The 17,248-nt window shown below is 66.9% G+C and carries 16 protein-coding genes; 7 read left to right on the top strand and 9 right to left on the bottom strand.

What is annotated here, in order from left to right:
- Positions 1-89 precede the first annotated feature (89 nt).
- The 3 genes from ettA to gcvA all read right to left on the bottom strand — a co-directional run bounded on the left by ettA (position 90) and on the right by gcvA (position 3,268).
- Positions 90-1,757 carry an energy-dependent translational throttle protein EttA gene (ettA, locus tag CFB34_RS21895; protein ID WP_089439125.1) on the bottom strand — a complete coding sequence of 556 codons (1,668 nt, stop codon included), beginning with the start codon at positions 1,755-1,757 and terminating at the stop codon, positions 90-92.
- A gap of 204 nt (positions 1,758-1,961) precedes the next feature.
- Positions 1,962-2,270, bottom strand: coding sequence for a DUF3761 domain-containing protein (locus tag CFB34_RS21890; RefSeq protein ID WP_089439126.1), 309 nt, complete (start codon positions 2,268-2,270; stop codon positions 1,962-1,964).
- Between the two features lie 80 nt (positions 2,271-2,350).
- Positions 2,351-3,268 carry a transcriptional regulator GcvA gene (gene gcvA / locus CFB34_RS21885; RefSeq protein ID WP_089439127.1) on the bottom strand — a complete coding sequence of 306 codons (918 nt, stop codon included), beginning with the start codon at positions 3,266-3,268 and terminating at the stop codon, positions 2,351-2,353.
- A 193-nt stretch (positions 3,269-3,461) separates the two neighbouring features.
- Between gcvA and CFB34_RS21880 the strand changes: the two genes are divergently transcribed.
- The 3 genes from CFB34_RS21880 to gabP all read left to right on the top strand — a co-directional run bounded on the left by CFB34_RS21880 (position 3,462) and on the right by gabP (position 7,002).
- Complete coding sequence (locus CFB34_RS21880) at positions 3,462-4,766, top strand: MFS transporter (protein WP_089439128.1); 1,305 nt, start codon at positions 3,462-3,464, stop codon at positions 4,764-4,766.
- 81 nt (positions 4,767-4,847) lie between these two features.
- Complete coding sequence (locus CFB34_RS21875) at positions 4,848-5,192, top strand: MmcQ/YjbR family DNA-binding protein (protein WP_089439129.1); 345 nt, start codon at positions 4,848-4,850, stop codon at positions 5,190-5,192.
- Positions 5,193-5,610: 418 nt separating this feature from the next.
- A complete protein-coding gene (gene gabP, locus CFB34_RS21870) occupies positions 5,611-7,002 on the top strand; it encodes a GABA permease (protein WP_089439130.1) in 1,392 nt (463 codons plus the stop codon).
- Positions 7,003-7,145: 143 nt separating this feature from the next.
- Here the strand turns inward: gabP and ychF are convergent, their stop codons facing one another.
- Positions 7,146-8,240, bottom strand: coding sequence for a redox-regulated ATPase YchF (ychF, locus tag CFB34_RS21865; protein ID WP_089439131.1), 1,095 nt, complete (start codon positions 8,238-8,240; stop codon positions 7,146-7,148).
- 246 nt (positions 8,241-8,486) lie between these two features.
- On the opposite strand from ychF, the gene CFB34_RS21860 reads away from it, so the two are divergent.
- The 4 genes from CFB34_RS21860 (at position 8,487) to CFB34_RS21845 (ending at position 13,134) form a co-directional block, all read left to right on the top strand.
- Positions 8,487-9,665 (top strand): UbiH/UbiF family hydroxylase, encoded by a 1,179-nt coding sequence (locus CFB34_RS21860; protein WP_089439132.1) that lies wholly within the window; start codon positions 8,487-8,489, stop codon positions 9,663-9,665.
- 94 nt (positions 9,666-9,759) lie between these two features.
- Positions 9,760-10,488, top strand: a complete 729-nt coding sequence (locus CFB34_RS21855; RefSeq protein WP_039362328.1) for a DsbC family protein — start codon at positions 9,760-9,762, stop codon at positions 10,486-10,488.
- 102 nt (positions 10,489-10,590) lie between these two features.
- Positions 10,591-12,390, top strand: coding sequence for a PDZ domain-containing protein (locus CFB34_RS21850; RefSeq protein ID WP_089439133.1), 1,800 nt, complete (start codon positions 10,591-10,593; stop codon positions 12,388-12,390).
- Between the two features lie 147 nt (positions 12,391-12,537).
- Complete coding sequence (locus CFB34_RS21845) at positions 12,538-13,134, top strand: NAD(P)H-dependent oxidoreductase (protein WP_089439134.1); 597 nt, start codon at positions 12,538-12,540, stop codon at positions 13,132-13,134.
- Between the two features lie 117 nt (positions 13,135-13,251).
- On the opposite strand, the gene CFB34_RS21840 is transcribed toward CFB34_RS21845, so the two are convergent.
- From CFB34_RS21840 to CFB34_RS21820, 5 genes are read right to left on the bottom strand one after another with little or no spacing between them, the layout of a single operon-like run.
- A complete protein-coding gene (locus tag CFB34_RS21840) occupies positions 13,252-14,157 on the bottom strand; it encodes a uracil-DNA glycosylase (RefSeq protein ID WP_089439135.1) in 906 nt (301 codons plus the stop codon).
- 12 nt (positions 14,158-14,169) lie between these two features.
- Positions 14,170-14,796 (bottom strand): CYTH domain-containing protein, encoded by a 627-nt coding sequence (locus CFB34_RS21835; protein WP_089439136.1) that lies wholly within the window; start codon positions 14,794-14,796, stop codon positions 14,170-14,172.
- Positions 14,796-15,581, bottom strand: a complete 786-nt coding sequence (trpC, locus tag CFB34_RS21830; protein WP_089439137.1) for an indole-3-glycerol phosphate synthase TrpC — start codon at positions 15,579-15,581, stop codon at positions 14,796-14,798. Before trpC ends, CFB34_RS21835 begins: the two co-directional genes overlap by 1 nt.
- 29 nt (positions 15,582-15,610) lie before the next feature.
- Positions 15,611-16,642, bottom strand: coding sequence for an anthranilate phosphoribosyltransferase (trpD, locus tag CFB34_RS21825; protein WP_089439138.1), 1,032 nt, complete (start codon positions 16,640-16,642; stop codon positions 15,611-15,613).
- Positions 16,643-16,655: 13 nt separating this feature from the next.
- Positions 16,656-17,246: an aminodeoxychorismate/anthranilate synthase component II gene (locus CFB34_RS21820; RefSeq protein WP_089439139.1), complete on the bottom strand. Its 591-nt coding sequence runs from the start codon at positions 17,244-17,246 to the stop codon at positions 16,656-16,658.
- Between the last annotated feature and the right edge of the window lie 2 nt (positions 17,247-17,248).

Raw genomic sequence — 17,248 nt, 5'->3', positions numbered from 1 at the left:
CCGCTTTTTTGTCGTGACGCTTCCTGAAGCGGCCACCCTCGGCGACCGGCCCCGCGTTGCCGCGGCGCCGGGCATCCGGGCCGAGCCGGTCAGCGGCTGATCGGCTTGTAGCGCAGGCGCTTCGGCTTCGCGGCTTCCTCGCCGAGGCGGGCACGCTTGTCGGCTTCGTATTCCTGGTAGTTGCCGTCGAAGAACGTGACCTGCGAATCGCCTTCGAACGCGAGGATGTGCGTCGCGATCCGGTCGAGGAACCAGCGATCGTGCGAGATCACCATCACCGAGCCCGCGAATTCGAGCAGCGCGTCTTCCAGCGCGCGCAGCGTTTCGACGTCGAGATCGTTCGACGGTTCGTCCAGCAGCAGCACGTTGCCGCCCGAGATCAGCGTCTTCGCGAGGTGCAGGCGGCCGCGTTCACCGCCGGACAGGTTGCCGACGATCTTCTGCTGGTCGCCGCCCTTGAAGTTGAAGCGGCCGATGTACGCACGCGACGGCGTTTCGTACTTGCCCACCGTCAGCACGTCGGCGCCGCCCGAGATTTCCTCGAACACCGTCTTCGACCCGTCGAGCGCGTCGCGGCTCTGGTCGACGTAAGCGAGCTTCACGGTCGGGCCCATCACGACTTCGCCCGAATCCGGCTGTTCCTTGCCGGTCAGCATCTTGAACAGCGTCGACTTGCCGGCGCCGTTCGGGCCGATGATGCCGACGATCGCACCGGCCGGGATCTTGAAGCTCAGATTGTCGATCAGCAGGCGATCGCCGAACGACTTGCTGACGTTCTTGAACTCGATCACTTCATTGCCGAGGCGTTCGCCGGCCGGAATGAAGATTTCCTGCGTTTCGTTACGCTTCTGGTATTCCTGGCTGCTCAGCTCCTCGAAGCGCGCGATACGCGCCTTCGACTTTGCCTGGCGGCCCTTCGGGTTCTGGCGCACCCACTCCAGTTCCTTCTTGATCGCCTTCTGGCGCGCCGATTCCGACGCTTCTTCCTGCTTCAGGCGCTCTTCCTTCTGGTCGAGCCAGCTGCTGTAGTTGCCCTTCCACGGAATGCCGTGGCCGCGGTCGAGTTCGAGAATCCACTCGGCTGCGTTGTCGAGGAAGTAGCGATCGTGGGTGACCGCGACGACGGTGCCCGGGAAGCGCACCAGGAACTGCTCGAGCCAGTCGACCGATTCGGCGTCGAGGTGGTTGGTCGGTTCGTCGAGCAGCAGCATGTCGGGTTTTTCGAGCAGCAGCTTGCACAGCGCGACACGGCGCTTTTCGCCGCCCGACAGGTGTTCGATCCTGGCGTCCCACGGCGGCAGGCGCAGGGCGTCGGCGGCCACTTCGAGCTGCTGCTCGGGGCTGCCGCCGTCGCTCGACGCGAGGATCGCTTCGTACTTCGCCTGCTCGGCCGCGAGCGCGTCGAAGTCGGCGTCCGGCTCAGCGTACGCCGCGTAGATTTCCTCGAGCTTCTTGTTGGCCTGGAACAGGTCGCCGAGGCCTTCCTCGACGGCTTCGCGCACCGTCTTCGTCGGGTCGAGCTGCGGTTCCTGGGGCAGGTAGCCGATGTTCAGGTTCGGCATCGGCGTGGCTTCGCCTTCGATGTCCTTGTCGACGCCCGCCATGATGCGGATCAGCGTCGACTTGCCCGAGCCGTTCAGGCCGAGCACGCCGATCTTCGCGCCGGGAAAGAACGACAGCGAGATGTCCTTCAGGATCTGGCGCTTGGGCGGCACGATCTTGCCGACCCGGTTCATCGTGAAAACGTATTGGGCCATTTCGGTGTGAAATTCAGAAGTGGTTGAGACTGCCGCGCAGCGCGCGGGCGTGGCGGCGTCGGGTGATTCGGTACGGAGCGTGCCGCGCAAGGCGCGGCGGCGGCGTCGCGTGTGGGCGGCGCGAGCGGCTATTGTACTTCGCCGCCGAGTGTCGCTGACAGCGGCGGGTGGCTGCAGCGGTGCGGATTGGCCGTTCGGCCGAGGCTACAGCCACGCGGCAACGCCGCCGTGCCCCGAGCACGTGCCGCGCCGGTGGCGGCTGAAGCTGTACGTGCCGTCGCGACAGCGCGCGCTCGCGCCGTCGGGCACGCGGCCCGATTTCGAATGCGCGGGGGCGTGCACGGTTTCGCCGTCGCGGTTGCGATACGTGTCGTGTCGATCGAGATCGGCTTCGTTGCCGTAGCCGGTCGGTGCGCGGTACGCGTGGGCCGGAACGGGCAGCACGGCGCACGCGACGAAAAATGCGGCGGACAGCGTCGCAATGCGTGTCGCGCGGCGGAGCAGGGCGGGCATGGTCTCTCTCGGTCTGTTGTTATCGGTGCCGGCCCGCATGTTAGCCGATCGGCAGAAGAGGCGCGCCGTGAGGAAGGGCGCTACGCCGCGCCGGACATCGATGCCGCGCCGTCGGCCAGTGCGGCGTCGAGGATCCATCGGCGAAAGGCGGCAACCTTTGGCCGTTCCGCATGATGCGGCGGATAGACGAGGTAGTACGCGAAATCGTCGAGCCACGCGACGTCGGCGAGCTGGACGAGCCGGCCGCTTGCCAGCTCGCCGCGCACCATCGCGGCCGGCAGCAGCCCGGCGCCCTGGCCGGCGACGATCGCCTGCAGCAACAGGCCCGAGTCGTCGAACGCGGGGCCGCGCGGCGGGCCGAAATCGTCGATCCGCTGCGCGCCGAACCAGATGTGCCAGCCCTTGCGCTCGGCGTCGTGCAACTGCGGCCAGCCGACGAGCTCGGCCGGCGTCGCCGGCATGCCGAGCCGCGCGACGAGTTCGGGCGACGCGAGCGCGACGATCTCTACCGTCAGCAGGCGCTCGCTGCACAGCCCGATGTAGCGCCCGAGGCCATGACGGATCGCGACGTCTACACCGTCGCGCGAGAAATCCGCCAGTGCGTGGCTCGTGACGACCTGCAGGTCGACGTCCGGGCAAGCGTCCCGAAACTGCGCGAGGCGCGGGACGAGCCACGCGGATGCGAAGAACGGCGTGACGCTCACCGTCAGTACGCCGGTGTCGGCGGCGCCTGACACGCGCTGCGACGCATCGGCGATCTGCCGGAACGCGTTGCGTACCGGCGGCAGGTAGTCGCGGCCGGCGGCCGTGAGCAGGATGCCGCGGTTGACGCGCTCGAACAGCTGTACGCCGAGGTGCGTCTCGAGCGTGCGGATCATCTGGCTTACCGCGCCGGGCGTGACCGACAGCTCTTCTGCAGCCGCCTTCACCGACAGGTGGCGGGCGGCTGCTTCGAATGCGCGCAGCGGGTTGAGAGGCGGCAAGCGGGAACGATTCATTCAGTTTTTCTAAATCGAAAGTCCGACGAAATATCGTTTGAGACGATGCGTACGCGCGAGTACCGTTGACGCATCGGATCGCATGCTTCGCGACTGCCTGTCGGCGGCCGGTGCGATCAACATAGTTCATCTATATCCGCGAGGCAATCCGGGCGCCGCCCGGCGGCCGGGGGAACCTGAGAGGAGCATCGTCATGAACCGCCCGGGCGCATCGCGCGTTTTCTACGGCTGGTACGTGGTGGCGGCCGCGTTTGCCGTCACGTTCGTCGGTTTCGGCAGCGCATACACGTTCAGCGCCTTCGTCGAGTCGCTGCAGCGGGATTTCGCCGCGTCGCGCGGACAGATCTCGCTCGTGTTTTCGCTCGCCGGCTTCCTGTATTTCGGTTTCGGCATCGTCAGCGGGCCGCTGGCCGACCGCTTCGGCTCGCGGCGGCTCGCCGTCGCCGGGATGCTGCTGACGGGCATCGGGCTCGCGGCTGCGGGCGCCGCGCATACGCTGGTGCAGGTCTACGTCGCGTACGGGCTCGGTGTCGGTCTCGGCGTCGGCTGCGCATACGTACCGGCTGTCGGCGCCGTGCAGCGCTGGTTCGTGCGCCGGCGCGGCTTCGCGTCGGGGCTCGCGGTCGCCGGGATCGGCGTCGGCACGCTGGTGATGCCGCCGCTCGCGTCCGCGCTGATCGCGCACGTCGGCTGGCGCGGTGCGTATTTCACACTGGCCGTGATCGCGGTCGTGATCGGTGCGGGGATGGCGTTGCTGATTGAGAACGATCCGCGCGGACGGGGGCTGCTGCCGGACGGGGAGGCGGCGCATGAGCCCGTCGAGGGCGGCGGCGCGAAAGCCACCGCGCGCAATGCGGGGCCTTCGGTGTCCGGTGCGGCCGCGAGTCGCAAGCCGGCTGCCGGCGCGACGGTGCGTGAAGCGGTCACGTCGCGCTCGTTCGCAACCCTCTACGCGGCATGCCTCATCTGCTCGTTCGGCGTGTTCGTCCCGTTCGTTCATATCGTGCCGTACGCGCTCGATCATGGCGTCTCGTCATCGACGGCCGTGCTGCTGCTCGGCGCGATCGGCGTCGGCAGCACGGCCGGCCGCTTCTTCCTCGGCGGCCTCGCCGACCGCTTCGGCCGCCGCACATCGCTGCTCGCGATGTTCGCGGGCATGGCCGTCGCGCTCGTTGCGTGGGCCGGCGCCGGCACCGTCCCCACGCTTGCCGCGTTCGCACTCGGGTTCGGCGTGTTCTACGGGGGCTGGGTCGCGGTGCTGCCGGCGGTGGTGATGGACTATTTCGGCGGCCGCAACGTGAGCGGGATCATCGGCGTGCTTTATACGAGCGTCGCATTCGGCACGCTGATCGGGCCGACCGCGGCCGGCTTCATCTACGACGCGGGCGGCGGCTATCTCGTACCGATCCTGGCCAGCGCCGCCGCGAACGCGATCGCGTTTGCGATCGTCGCGACGACGGGGCGCGCGTCGACGGCCGCGCGTGCGGCGCGCGGATAAGCGCACTGCCCACGGCACGGCTTCGCGAATTCCGGTAGGGTGGCCGGATCGTGAACCGAAGGCACCCAGCCGGGAGGCTCCATGACATTCGACGAAGTCCGGCAGATCGCGCTGGCGTGGTGCGGCGTCGAGGAAGGCACGTCATACGGCACGCCCGCACTCAAGGTGAAGGGCAAGATGCTCGCGCGGCTGCGCGAGGACGGCGACACGCTCGTCGTGAAAGGCGTCGGCCCCGACGAGCGCGCGTGGCTGATCGAATCGGAACCGGACGTGTATTACGTGACGGATCACTACGTCGGCTGGCCGATCGTGCTGGTGCGGCTGTCGGCGGCCCATCCGGACGCCGTGAAAAACCTGCTTCTGCGAGAATGGCAAGCCGTGGTCCCCGCCAAATGGCGCGACGAGATGGCGAACGGCACGCGCTGACGCGCCGCCGGTTGCGACTGACTGACCCGATGTCGCCGGGCGCTTTCGGCGCGCTCGCGAGCCGCCACGGACGGTACAAGCGTTGCATCGATCGATATCGATGCAACAAGTGGTTCCATCGAAATTCTTCAATTGGTTCTTAGTGAAGAACCGTTTGATGCTTACACTCCTTCGCTTCGAAGGCAGCTGACGAAAGCCGACGGAAAGGGCGCACGCGATGCGCCGGCGCCCTGCGTGCCGCATCGCACCCGCAGCTTCGCAGACTGCGTCGCGACCCGTTCCGGAACGGCCCCCGATCCGGCTGCGCGCCTGCATCCCGTGCAGGCGCCGCATCCGGTACGGCTCAAGAACCACAATCCCCCGTGCTGCCTTCACGCGATACCCGGCCATACCGGAACCGTTTTTTGGAGAGAGACAGATGAGTGGAAGCAACACAGGCCTCGGTACGGGCCTGAAGCAGCGGCACGTGACGATGATGTCGATTGCCGGCGTGATCGGCGCGGGCCTGTTCGTCGGCTCCGGCCACGCCATCGCCGAAGCCGGCCCGGCGTCGATCCTTGCGTATGCAATCGCAGGGGTGCTGGTCGTGCTGGTGATGCGCATGCTCGGCGAAATGGCAGTCGCCCATCCGGACAGCGGTTCGTTCTCCACCTATGCCGATCGCGCGATCGGCCACTGGGCCGGTTTCTCGATCGGCTGGCTGTACTGGTGGTTCTGGGTGCTCGTGATCCCGATCGAGGCGACCGCCGCCGCGACCATTCTCAATGCATGGTTTCCTGGCGTTGCAACCTGGGTCTTCGCGCTCGGCATCACGCTGGTGCTGACGGTGACCAACCTCTTCTCGGTCAAGAACTACGGCGAATTCGAATTCTGGTTTGCGCTGATCAAGGTCGTCGCGATCGTCGTGTTCCTGTGCATCGGCGGTGCGGCGATCGTCGGCATCATTCCGGCGCCGGCCGTATCGGGCGTGTCGAACCTGTTCGCGCATGACGGCTTCATGCCACACGGCGCCGGCGCCGTGCTCGCGGCGATGCTGACGACGATGTTCTCGTTCCTCGGCACCGAGATCGTGACGATCGCGGCCGCCGAATCGGACAACCCGCAACGCCAGATCGTGCGCGCGACCAACTCGGTGATCTGGCGTATCACGCTGTTCTATCTCGGCTCGATTCTCGTCGTCGCGGCCATCGTGCCGTGGAACGACCCGCTGCTGCCGAAGCACGGCTCGTATCAGCGCGCGATGGAGCTGATCGGTGTCCCGAACGCGAAGGCGATCATCGACGTGATCGTGCTCGTGTCGGTCGCGAGCTGCCTGAATTCGGCGCTGTATACCGCGTCGCGGATGCTGTTCTCGCTGTCCAAGCGCAAGGATGCGCCCGCGTTCCTGCACCGCACCGATTCGACCGGCACGCCGCGCGCGGCCGTGCTCGCGTCGACCGCGTTCGGTTTTCTGACCGTGATCGCGAACTACCTGATGCCGGAGCAGGTTTTCGGCTTCCTGCTGGCAACGTCGGGCGCGATCGCGCTGCTCGTGTATCTCGTGATCGCGATCTCGCAGCTGCGGATGCGCAAGACGCTCGAATCGACCGGTGCGGACCTGACGCTGCGGATGTGGTTGTTCCCGTGGCTCACGTGGGCCGTGATCCTGTTCATCTGCGGCACGCTGACCGTGATGCTCGTGAGCGAGGATCACCGGATGGAAGTGGGTGCGACGGCCGTGCTGGCGCTGATCGTGCTGCTGGCGTCGTGGCTGAACAAGCGTGGCCGCGATGCGCAGGCGAGTGAAGGGCGGCGCGTGTCGGCGACTTGAGTGGGTGAAGTGATGGCGGGCGGAAAGCCTGCGTCATGAAAAATGGCCCGATCGGCGTTTGCCGGTCGGGCCATTTGTTTTTCGTGCAGGAGCACGCGTTGCGCGATGCCATGCATATCGCATGGCATCGGCCAATGCAGCTGTCAGACGTTGAACAGGAAGTTCATCACGTCGCCGTCGTGCACGACATATTCCTTCCCTTCCGCCCGCATCTTGCCGGCTTCCTTCGCGCCTTGCTCACCCTTGTACGTGACGAAATCGTCGAACGCGATCGTCTGCGCACGGATAAAGCCGCGCTCGAAGTCGGTGTGGATCACGCCGGCTGCCTGCGGCGCCGTGTCGCCGATATGGATCGTCCATGCGCGCACTTCCTTCACGCCCGCGGTGAAGTACGTCTGCAGACCGAGCAGCTTGAAGCCCGCGCGGATCACGCGGTCGAGGCCCGGCTCTTCCATGCCCATGTCGGCGAGGAACGCTTCCTTGTCCGCATCGTCGAGATCGGCGATTTCCGCCTCGATCGCCGCACACACGGCCACGACCGGCGCATTTTCGCTTTCCGCGTACTTGCGGACCGCGTCGAGATGCGGGTTGTTCTCGAAACCGTCGTCCTTCACGTTGGCCACGTACATCGCCGGCTTCGCGGTGATCAGGCAGAACGGCTTGATCAGCGCCGCTTCGTCGTCCGACAGTTCGAGGCCGCGCACGGCCTTGCCCTGGTCGAGCTGAGCGCGCACTTTTTCGAGCACCGCGACGAGCTTTGCCGCTTCCTTGTCGTTGCCCGACTTCGCCGCCTTCGAATAGCGCGTGAGCGCCTTCTCGACGGTGCCGAGGTCGGCGAGCGCGAGTTCGGTGTTGATCACTTCGATGTCGTCGATCGGGCTGACCTTGCCGGCGACGTGAATGACGTTCTCGTCCTCGAAGCAGCGCACGACGTGCGTGATCGCGTCGGTTTCGCGGATGTTCGCGAGGAACTGGTTGCCGAGGCCTTCACCCTTGCTCGCGCCCGCGACGAGGCCCGCGATGTCGACGAATTCGACGACGGCCGGCACGACACGCTCCGGCTTGACGATCTCGGAGAGCGCCTTCAGGCGCGTATCGGGTACTTCGACGATGCCGACGTTCGGCTCGATCGTGCAGAACGGGTAGTTCTCGGCGGCGATGCCGGCCTTGGTCAGCGCATTGAACAGAGTGGACTTGCCGACGTTGGGCAAGCCGACGATGCCGCATTTGAGACTCATGGAATCCTTCGGACGGGTAAGGCGGCGCGGCCGGACAGGGCACGGCGGCGCTGGAAAAAAGGGCGGCCGGCGCTTGGGGCGCGGCGGGCCGACGGTCAAAGACGCTATTGTACCGTGCCGACGCCCCGGATTCCGGGCGGGCGCCGAACGGCCGATGCGGCGGGCCGCCGCGCCGCCGCATCGGCCTGCAATTCTGCTGATTTCCCGCAAAGTCCGGCCGCGTAAGGGTTTGGCCCCGCGGCTATAATGCCCGCCATGACTGCCCACCACACCTTCGACGTCGCCGTGGTCGGCGGCGGGCTCGTCGGCAAGACGGCCGCGCTCGCGCTGACCCAGTCCGGCTACAAGACAGCCTTGCTCGCCCAGCCGGCCACGCTGCGCCCCGCCGATCTCGCCTTCGACACGCGCGTCTACGCGCTGTCCTCCAGTTCGCAGGCGCTGCTCGAGCGGCTGCGCGTCTGGCAGGCGCTCGATCACAGCCGGCTTGCGCCGGTCTACGACATGCGCGTGTACGGCGACGCGCACGCGGAACTGCATTTCTCCGCGTACCAGGCGTCCGTGCCGCAACTCGCGTGGATCGCCGAATCGTCGCTGGTCGAGGCGTCGCTCGACGCCGCGCTGCGGTTCCAGCCGAACCTCACGTGGTTCGATGCGCGCGCACGGGGCTTCGACGTGCGCGACGACGCGGCCGTGCTCACGCTGTCGTCGGGGCAGGTGCTGGAAGCGGACCTCGTCGTCGGCGCGGACGGCGCGCATTCGTGGGTGCGCTCGCAAATGGGGGCCAAAGTCGAGCGGCGTGACTACCGGCAAACCGGCGTCGTCGCGAACTTCAAGGCGTCGCTGCCACATCGCGAGACCGCCTACCAGTGGTTCCACGAAGGCGAGATTGTCGCGCTGCTACCGTTGCCGGACGGCCATGTATCGCTCGTCTGGTCTGCGCACACCGCGCATGCGGACGAATTGCTCGCACTCGATCCGGCGCAGCTCGCGGCCGAAGTCGAGCGCGTGTCGCATGGCCAGGTCGGCACGCTCGACTGCGTGACGCCGGCTGCCGGCTTCCCGCTGGCGCTGCAGACGGTCGACAAGCTGATCGCGCCGCGCGTCGCGCTCGTCGGCGATGCCGCGCACCTGATCCACCCGCTCGCGGGGCAGGGGATGAACCTCGGCCTGCGCGACGTCGCGGCGCTTGCCGACGCGATCGCGGGCAAGGAAAGCTTCCGCAACCTCGGCGATACGGTGCTGCTGCGTCGCTACGAGCGTTCGCGCCGCGAAGACATCCGCGCGCTGATGGTCGCGACCGACGGGCTGCAGCGGCTGTTCGCGGTGCCGGGCTCGCTCGCGAAGGCCGTGCGCAACGCGGGCATGGCCTTCGTCGGCGCGCAGCCGCTCGTGAAGCGCTGGCTCGTGTCGGCCGCGCTCGGCTGATCGATCGAACCTTCGGCCGCTTCGCCGGTCGGACACGGTTCTGTTACGGCGTACACTGTGCCGTGCACTCCGATTGAGCTGAAGGAAGATTTCAATGAAAAAAACGATCCGCATCGCATCGCTGGCGCTGGCCGTCACGATGGCGACGCTTGGCTGCACCGCGCAGGCCGACCAGACCACCGACAAGCTGAAAGCAACGCTGCAGGCCCGCCTCGGCAGCGACGCGCCGATCAAGAGCGTGTCGAAAGCGCCGGTCGCCGGCCTTTACGAAGTCAACCTCGGCTCGCAGATCATTTATAGCGATGCGGCAGGCGATTACGTGCTGCTCGGCGATCTCGTCGACACCAAGACGCACAAGAACCTGACCGACGCGCGCCTGTCCGAAATCAACAAGATCGACTTCGCGAGCCTGCCGTTCGCGAATGCGATCAAGGTCGTCAAGGGCAACGGCGCCCGCAAGATCGCCGTGTTCTCCGATCCGAACTGCCCGTATTGCAAGAAGCTCGAGACGACGCTGCAGTCGGTCGACAACGTGACCGTCTACACGTTCCTGTACCCGGTGCTGTCGCCGGATTCGACCGCGAAGTCGAAGGCGATCTGGTGTGCGACCGACCGCGCAAAAACGTGGGAGGGCTGGATGCTCGACCACCGCGCGCCGTCCGGTGCCGGTACCTGCGATACGACCGCGCTCGACAAGAACCTCGCGCTCGGCCGCGGGATGAACGTCACGGGCACGCCGACGATCTTCCTGCCGGACGGCCGCCGCCTGCCGGGCGCCGTGTCGGCCGACCAGCTCAACCAGGCGCTCGCCTCGAGCAAGTAACCGACACACGCCGGGCCGCATGGCCCGGCCAGCGAGGGGCGCCCGCATCTGCCGGCGCCTCTCTTCGTTTCCGCCGCCGTATTCGACCGACCGATTGCCACGATGACCCAGCCGATCCGCTATTCGATTGTTCCGAAAGATCTTGCCGCGCACCTGTTCGAAGTGACGGTGACGGTCGCCGATCCCGACCCCGAAGGCCAGCGCTTTTCGTTACCGGTGTGGATTCCGGGCAGCTATCTCGTGCGCGAGTTCGCGCGCAACATCGTGACGCTCGGCGCATTCAACGACGCGGGCCGGAAGGTGCGGATCGCGAAGACCGACAAGCACACGTGGCAGGCCGCCCCCGTGAGCGGCACGCTGACGCTGCGCTACGACGTGTATGCGTGGGACCTGTCGGTGCGCTCCGCGTATCTCGACGAATCGGGCGGCTTCTTCAACGCGACGGCCGTGTTCCTGAGCGTTGCGGGCCACGAGGACGCGCCATGTGAAGTCGACATCGCGAAGCCGGCCGGCGCGGCGTTCCGCGCATGGCGCGTCGGCACGTCGCTGCCCGAGGCGCGCGGCACCAAGCGTTACGGGTTCGGCGCCTATCGCGCAGCGAACTACGACGAGCTCTCCGACCATCCGGTGACGATCGGCGAATTCGCGCTCGCGACGTTCGACGCGCACGGCGTGCCGCACGACATCGTGATCGCGGGGCGCGTGACGCAGCTCGACCTGGAGCGTCTGCGCACCGACCTGAAGCGTGTGTGCGAAGCGCAGATCGCGCTGTTCGAGCCGAAATCGAAGAAAGCGCCGATGGACCGCTACGTGTTCATGACGCTGGCGGTCAGCGACGGCTACGGCGGCCTCGAGCATCGCGCGTCGACCGCGCTGATCTGCAACCGCACCGACCTGCCGGTGAAGGGGCGCCCCGAAACGACGGAAGGCTATCGCACGTATCTCGGGCTCTGCAGCCACGAGTACTTCCATACGTGGAACGTGAAGCGCATCAAGCCGGCGGCGTTCGTGCCGTACGACCTGTCGAAGGAAAACTACACGTCGCTGCTGTGGCTGTTCGAAGGCTTCACGTCGTATTACGACGACCTGATGCTGGTGCGCAGCGGGCTGATGTCGCAGGACGAATATTTCGCGGCGCTCGGCCGTACGGTCGGCGGCGTGCTGCGCGGCACGGGGCGCCTGAAGCAGAGCGTCGCCGAAAGCTCGTTCGACGCGTGGATCAAGTACTACCGCCAGGACGAGAACGCGACCAACGCAATCGTCAGCTACTACACGAAGGGTTCGCTCGTCGCGCTCGCCTTCGATCTCGCGATCCGCGCGCAGACGCGCAACAAGAAGTCGCTCGACGACGTGATGCGCCTGCTGTGGCAGCGCCACGGCCGCGATTTCTACCGCGGCAAGCAAGTGGGCGTCGAGGAGAACGAAGTCGAGGCGCTGATCGAAGCGGCGACGGGCGTCGCGCTCGGCCGCCTGTTCGCCGATGCCGTGCACGGCACGCGCGACCTGCCGCTCGCCGAACTGCTCGCACCGTTCGGCGTGACGCTTGCGCCCGATGTCGCGAACGGCGCGATCGCGAAGCCGACGATCGGCGCGCGCCTGCGCGGCGGCGCGGACTGCACGTTCGCGGCCGTCTACGAAGGCGGCGCCGCACATCGCGCGGGGCTGTCGGCCGGCGACACGCTGATCGCGGTCGACGGGCTGCGCGTCACGGGCACCAACCTCGACGCACTGCTCGCGCGCTACCGGCCCGGTGACAAGGTCGAGGTTCACGCCTTCCGCCGCGACGAGCTGCGCACCGCGAAACTGAAGCTCGACGGCCCGGAAGTCACGCGCTACCGGCTGACGGCGGCCGCGAAGCCGGCTGCGGTTTCGAAGGCCCGGGAGGCCTGGCTGAAGGGTTGAGCGGTCTGAAGCGGGTATCGGGGCGCGATCAACGATTGTTCTGCTGCTGCAACAATCCGTCGCCCTGAACCCGCTTTTTCGCGGTCATGCGGCCACGCACAATGGCGTCACTCGCGCTACCAAAGCGCAACCCTACTGGAGCCTGACATGACGACCATTCTGCAAATCAATTCCGCCGCGCGTTCGCAAGGTGCGCAATCCACGCTGCTGGCCAACGAACTGACGGCAAAGCTGCAACAATCGAACCCCGGCGCGAACGTCGTGGTTCGCGACCTGCTGGCCGACGCGCTGCCGCATCTCGACGAATCGGTGCTCGGCGCGTTCTTCACGCCGGCCGACAAGCGCACCGCGGAACAGAATGCGATCGTCGCGAAGAGCGATGCACTGATCGCCGAACTGCAAGCTGCCGACATCATCGTGATCGGCGCACCGATGTACAACTTCGGCATCTCGTCGCAACTGAAGACGTACTTCGACTGGATCGCACGTGCAGGCGTCACGTTCCGCTACACCGAGAACGGTCCGGAAGGTCTGATCAAGGGCAAGAAGGTTCACGTGGTGACGGCCCGTGGCGGCAAGTACGCCGGTACGCCGAACGACAGCCAGACCCCGTACCTGCGTACGTTCCTCGGCTTCGTCGGCATGACCGACGTGAACTTCATCTTCGCGGAAGGCCTGAACCTCGGCGCGGAGGCGCAAAGCGCGGCGCTGGCTGGCGCACGCGAAGCGATCGCCGCCGCGTAAGGTCGATGCGGGTGCGCCGCACCCGCCGCATCGCCCGATAAAAAAACGCCGCGACCCGAAAGGGGCGCGGCGTTTTTGCACGCCGGCTGGCGTGGCGAACGAACGGCGGCGCGGCGGTTACGCGAGCGTTTCCGCCACTTCAGGCAGGCGCCAGTCGATCGGTTCGCGACCTGCCTCGACCAGATAGTCGTTCGCGAGCGCGAAATGGCGGCAGCCGAGGAAGCCGCGGTGCGCGGACAGCGGCGACGGATGCGGCGCCTCGAGCACGCAGTGCGCGCTGGCGTCGAACAGCGCGCGCTTCGCCTGCGCGTGGGCGCCCCACAGCATGAAGACGAGCCCCTGATGGCGGCCGGCGAGTTCGCGGATCAGCGTGTCCGTGCACTGCTCCCAGCCGCGCTTCGCATGGCTCGCGGCGGCCCCGCGCTCGACCGTCAGCACCGTGTTGAGCAGCAGCACGCCCTGGCGCGCCCAGGTGTCGAGGCAGCCATGGCGCGGCGTGTCGTGGCCGAAGTTCGCGGCGATTTCCTTGAAGATGTTGCGCAGCGACGGCGGGGTGCGCACGGCCGGCGGCACCGAGAACGCGAGCCCGTGCGCTTGCGGCGTGCCGCGATCGTCACCGTGGTACGGATCCTGGCCGAGGATCACGACTTTTACGTCGTCCGGGCTCGTCAGGCGCAGCGCGCGGAACACGTCGGTCGGGTAGACCGTCTTGCCGGCCGCACGCTCGTCATCGACGAAGCGGCACAGCGGCGCATACGCGTCGCTGTCGGTAAAGGGTTTCAGCACGTCGCGCCAGACTGGCGGCAGCGCGTCGAATTGCGCGGCGAGGTGCGGGACGTCGGCGGCAGCGGGCTGCGGCGCCGTCGGGGCCGCAGCCGGAGCCGCGGTTTTCTTTGCGGGCTTGCGCCCGGCCGTGGGCGCTTCGGGCGCCGGCGGCGGAATATCGGCCGGTGCCGTTTCCGGCACGGGATCATCGAACAGCGACGCCTGTTGCGGCGCGCGGGAAGTCTTGCGGGTTGCCATGCGTGATGCGGGTTATTGCGCGCGCAGCCGGTAGCCGCGCTGCGCCTTGCTGATGTTTTCGGGAACGAGGCCCGGCAGCGCTTGCTGCAATTCGGCGGCGAGCGTTGCGAGTGCTGCCTCCGGGCCGTCGATCAGTTCGAGTTCGATTTCGCTGATCGGTTCGCGGCGCGTTTCGTGTTCCGCCTGGACGACGATCTCGCCGAGGTCCACCGCGGCCTCGACCGTTGCGCCGCCGATTGCGATGCGCCACAGCGTACGCGAAAAATCCGTGCGGAACAGCGCCGACAGCGTGCCGGCCGCGTCATTCAACGCGGCGGCGGCTTCCGGCACGTCGCAGGCGGCGACGAGCGCGTCGATCTCGAGCGCATCGCCGGCGACCGGCAGCTCCCACTCGTGGCGGCGATGCAGGCCGCCTTCCGCGCTACCGACCGTCTTGAATGTCTGCAGCCAGCCTTGCGGCGTGCGGCGCACGCGCACCGCGCTCTTCGAGCGGGCCAGCGCGAGATCGGGCGTATCGTAATAGACGTTTGCGAGCGTGATGTCGCGACCGGGTTCGCCGGTCAGCGTCTCGAAGAAGCGTCGCGCGGCGTCGGCCTGGCCGGCCGGCAGCGCGAGCTTGATTTCCTTTTCGATTGCCATCAGAAGAACATCCGTGCGAGTTCCTCGCCCGGCTGCTCGGCGCGCATGAACGCCTCGCCGACGAGGAACGTGTTCACGTTCGCCGCACGCATCGTGTCGACGTCGGTGCGCGACAGGATGCCCGACTCGGTCACGACGATGCGGTCCGCCGGAATCATGTCGAGCATGTCGAGTGTGTTCTGGATCGACGTCTCGAACGTGCGCAGGTTGCGGTTGTTGATGCCGAGCAGCGGCGTCTTGAGCGTCAGCGCCTGTTCCATCTCGTTGCGGTCGTGTACTTCGACCAGCACCGCGAGGCCGAGCGAGTGCGCATACGCTTCGAGATCCTGCATCAGCGGCGTGTCGAGCGCGGCGGCGATCAGCAGGATCGCGTCGGCACCCATCGCGCGCGCTTCGATGATCTGGTACGCGTCGACGATGAAGTCCTTGCGCAGCACCGGCAGTTCGCAGGCCGCGCGCGCTTGTTCGAGATAGCGGGCGCTGCCCTGGAAGAACTGCTCGTCGGTCAGCACCGACAGGCACGCGGCGCCGTGCGCTGCATACGAACGCGCGATGTCGGCCGGCACGAAATGCTCACGCAGCACGCCCTTCGACGGGCTGGCCTTCTTGATTTCGGAAATCACGGCCGCGTGGCCGGCCGCATGCTTCGCGCGCAATGCGCCGACGAAGTCGCGCAGGTCGCGCGCGGACGCTTCCAGTTTCAGTGCCTCGAGCGGTGCGCTGCGCATGGCCGCCGCGACTTCTTCGCGCTTGACGGCGATGATTCGGTCGAGAATGTCGCTCATGTGGATTCCTGCTTGATTCGTAAGGGGAGTCAGCGCTTGAACTGCTGCGTGAAGCGCACGAGTTCGTCGACTTTCGCACGGGCCTTGCCGCTCGCGATCGCTTCGCGGGCCAGCTGGATGCCGTCCGCGATCGACTCGGCGACGTTCGCCGCATAGAGCGCGGTGCCGGCGTTCAGCGTGACGATCTCACGCGCGACGCCCGGCTGGTTGTCCAGCGCGCCGAGCAGCATCGTGCGCGATTCGTCGGAATTTTCCACCTTCAGCGTGCGGTTCGACACCATCTGCAGGCCGAAGTCTTCCGGATGGATCTCGTATTCGTGCACCTTGCCGTCGCGCAGCTCGCCGACGAGCGTTGCCGCGCCGAGCGATACCTCGTCCATCCCGTCCTTGCCGTACACGACCAGCACGTGCTGCGCGCCCAGGCGCTGCATCACGCGCACCTGGATGCCGACGAGGTCGGGGTGGAACACGCCCATCAGCTGGTTCGGCGCGCCGGCCGGGTTGGTCAGCGGGCCGAGGATGTTGAAGATCGTGCGCACGCCGAGCTCGCGGCGCACGGCCGCGATGTTCTTCATCGCCGGGTGATGGTTCGGCGCGAACATGAAGCCCATGCCCGTTTCGGCGATCGACGCGGCAACCTGGTCGGACTGCAGGTCGATGTTCACGCCGAGCGCCTCGAGCACGTCGGCGCTGCCGGACTTGCTCGATACGCCGCGGTTGCCGTGCTTCGCGACTTTCGCGCCGGCCGCGGCCGTGACGAACATCGACGCGGTCGAGATGTTGAACGTGTGCGAGCCGTCGCCGCCGGTGCCGACGATGTCGACGAAGTTCGAGTTGTCCTGCACCTCGACGTGGTTCGCGAATTCGCGCATCACGGTTGCGGCGGCAGCGATCTCGCCGATCGTCTCCTTCTTCACGCGCAGCCCGGTGATGATCGCGGCCGCCATCACGGGCGACATGTCGCCGCGCATGATGAGCCGCATCAGGTGCAGCATCTCGTCGTGGAAGATTTCGCGGTGTTCGATCGTGCGCTGCAGCGCTTCCTGCGGGGTAATCGTCATCGTGAGGCTCCCGTCAGGCGGCTTGCGCGGCCGCGGCGCGCGCCTGTTTCAGGAAATTCTCGAGCAGCGCGTGGCCATGCTCGGACAGGATCGATTCCGGGTGGAACTGCACGCCTTCGATCGGCAGCGTCTTGTGGCGCACGCCCATGATTTCGCCGTCGTCGGTCCAGGCGGACACCTCGAGGCAGTCGGGCAGCGATTCGCGCTCGATCGCAAGCGAGTGATAGCGCGTGACGTCGAAGTGCTTCGGCAGGTCGGCGAACACGCCGCGGCAGTCGGTTTCGATCTTGCTCACCTTGCCGTGCATGATGGTCTTCGCGCGCACGACGCGGCCGCCGAAGGCCTCGCCGATCGCCTGATGGCCGAGGCACACGCCGAGGATCGGCTTCTTGCCCGCGAATTCCTTCAGCACGGCGAGCGTGATGCCCGCGTGTTGCGGGTTGCTCGGGCCGGGCGACAGGCAGATCGCATCGGGATTCAGACTCGCGATTTCGTCGAGCGTGATTTCGTCGTTGCGGTAGGTGCGCACGTCCTCGCCGAGTTCGCCGAAGTACTGGACCAGGTTGTAGGTAAACGAGTCGTAGTTGTCGATCATGAGCAGCATGG

Origin of the sequence: Burkholderia sp. HI4860 (genome assembly GCF_002223045.2) — a bacterium.
In the GTDB taxonomy this organism is placed as follows: Bacteria; Pseudomonadota; Gammaproteobacteria; order Burkholderiales; family Burkholderiaceae; genus Burkholderia.
The sequence above is the reverse complement of the archived record's forward strand: the minus strand, read 5'-3'. Positions and strand labels throughout refer to the sequence as shown.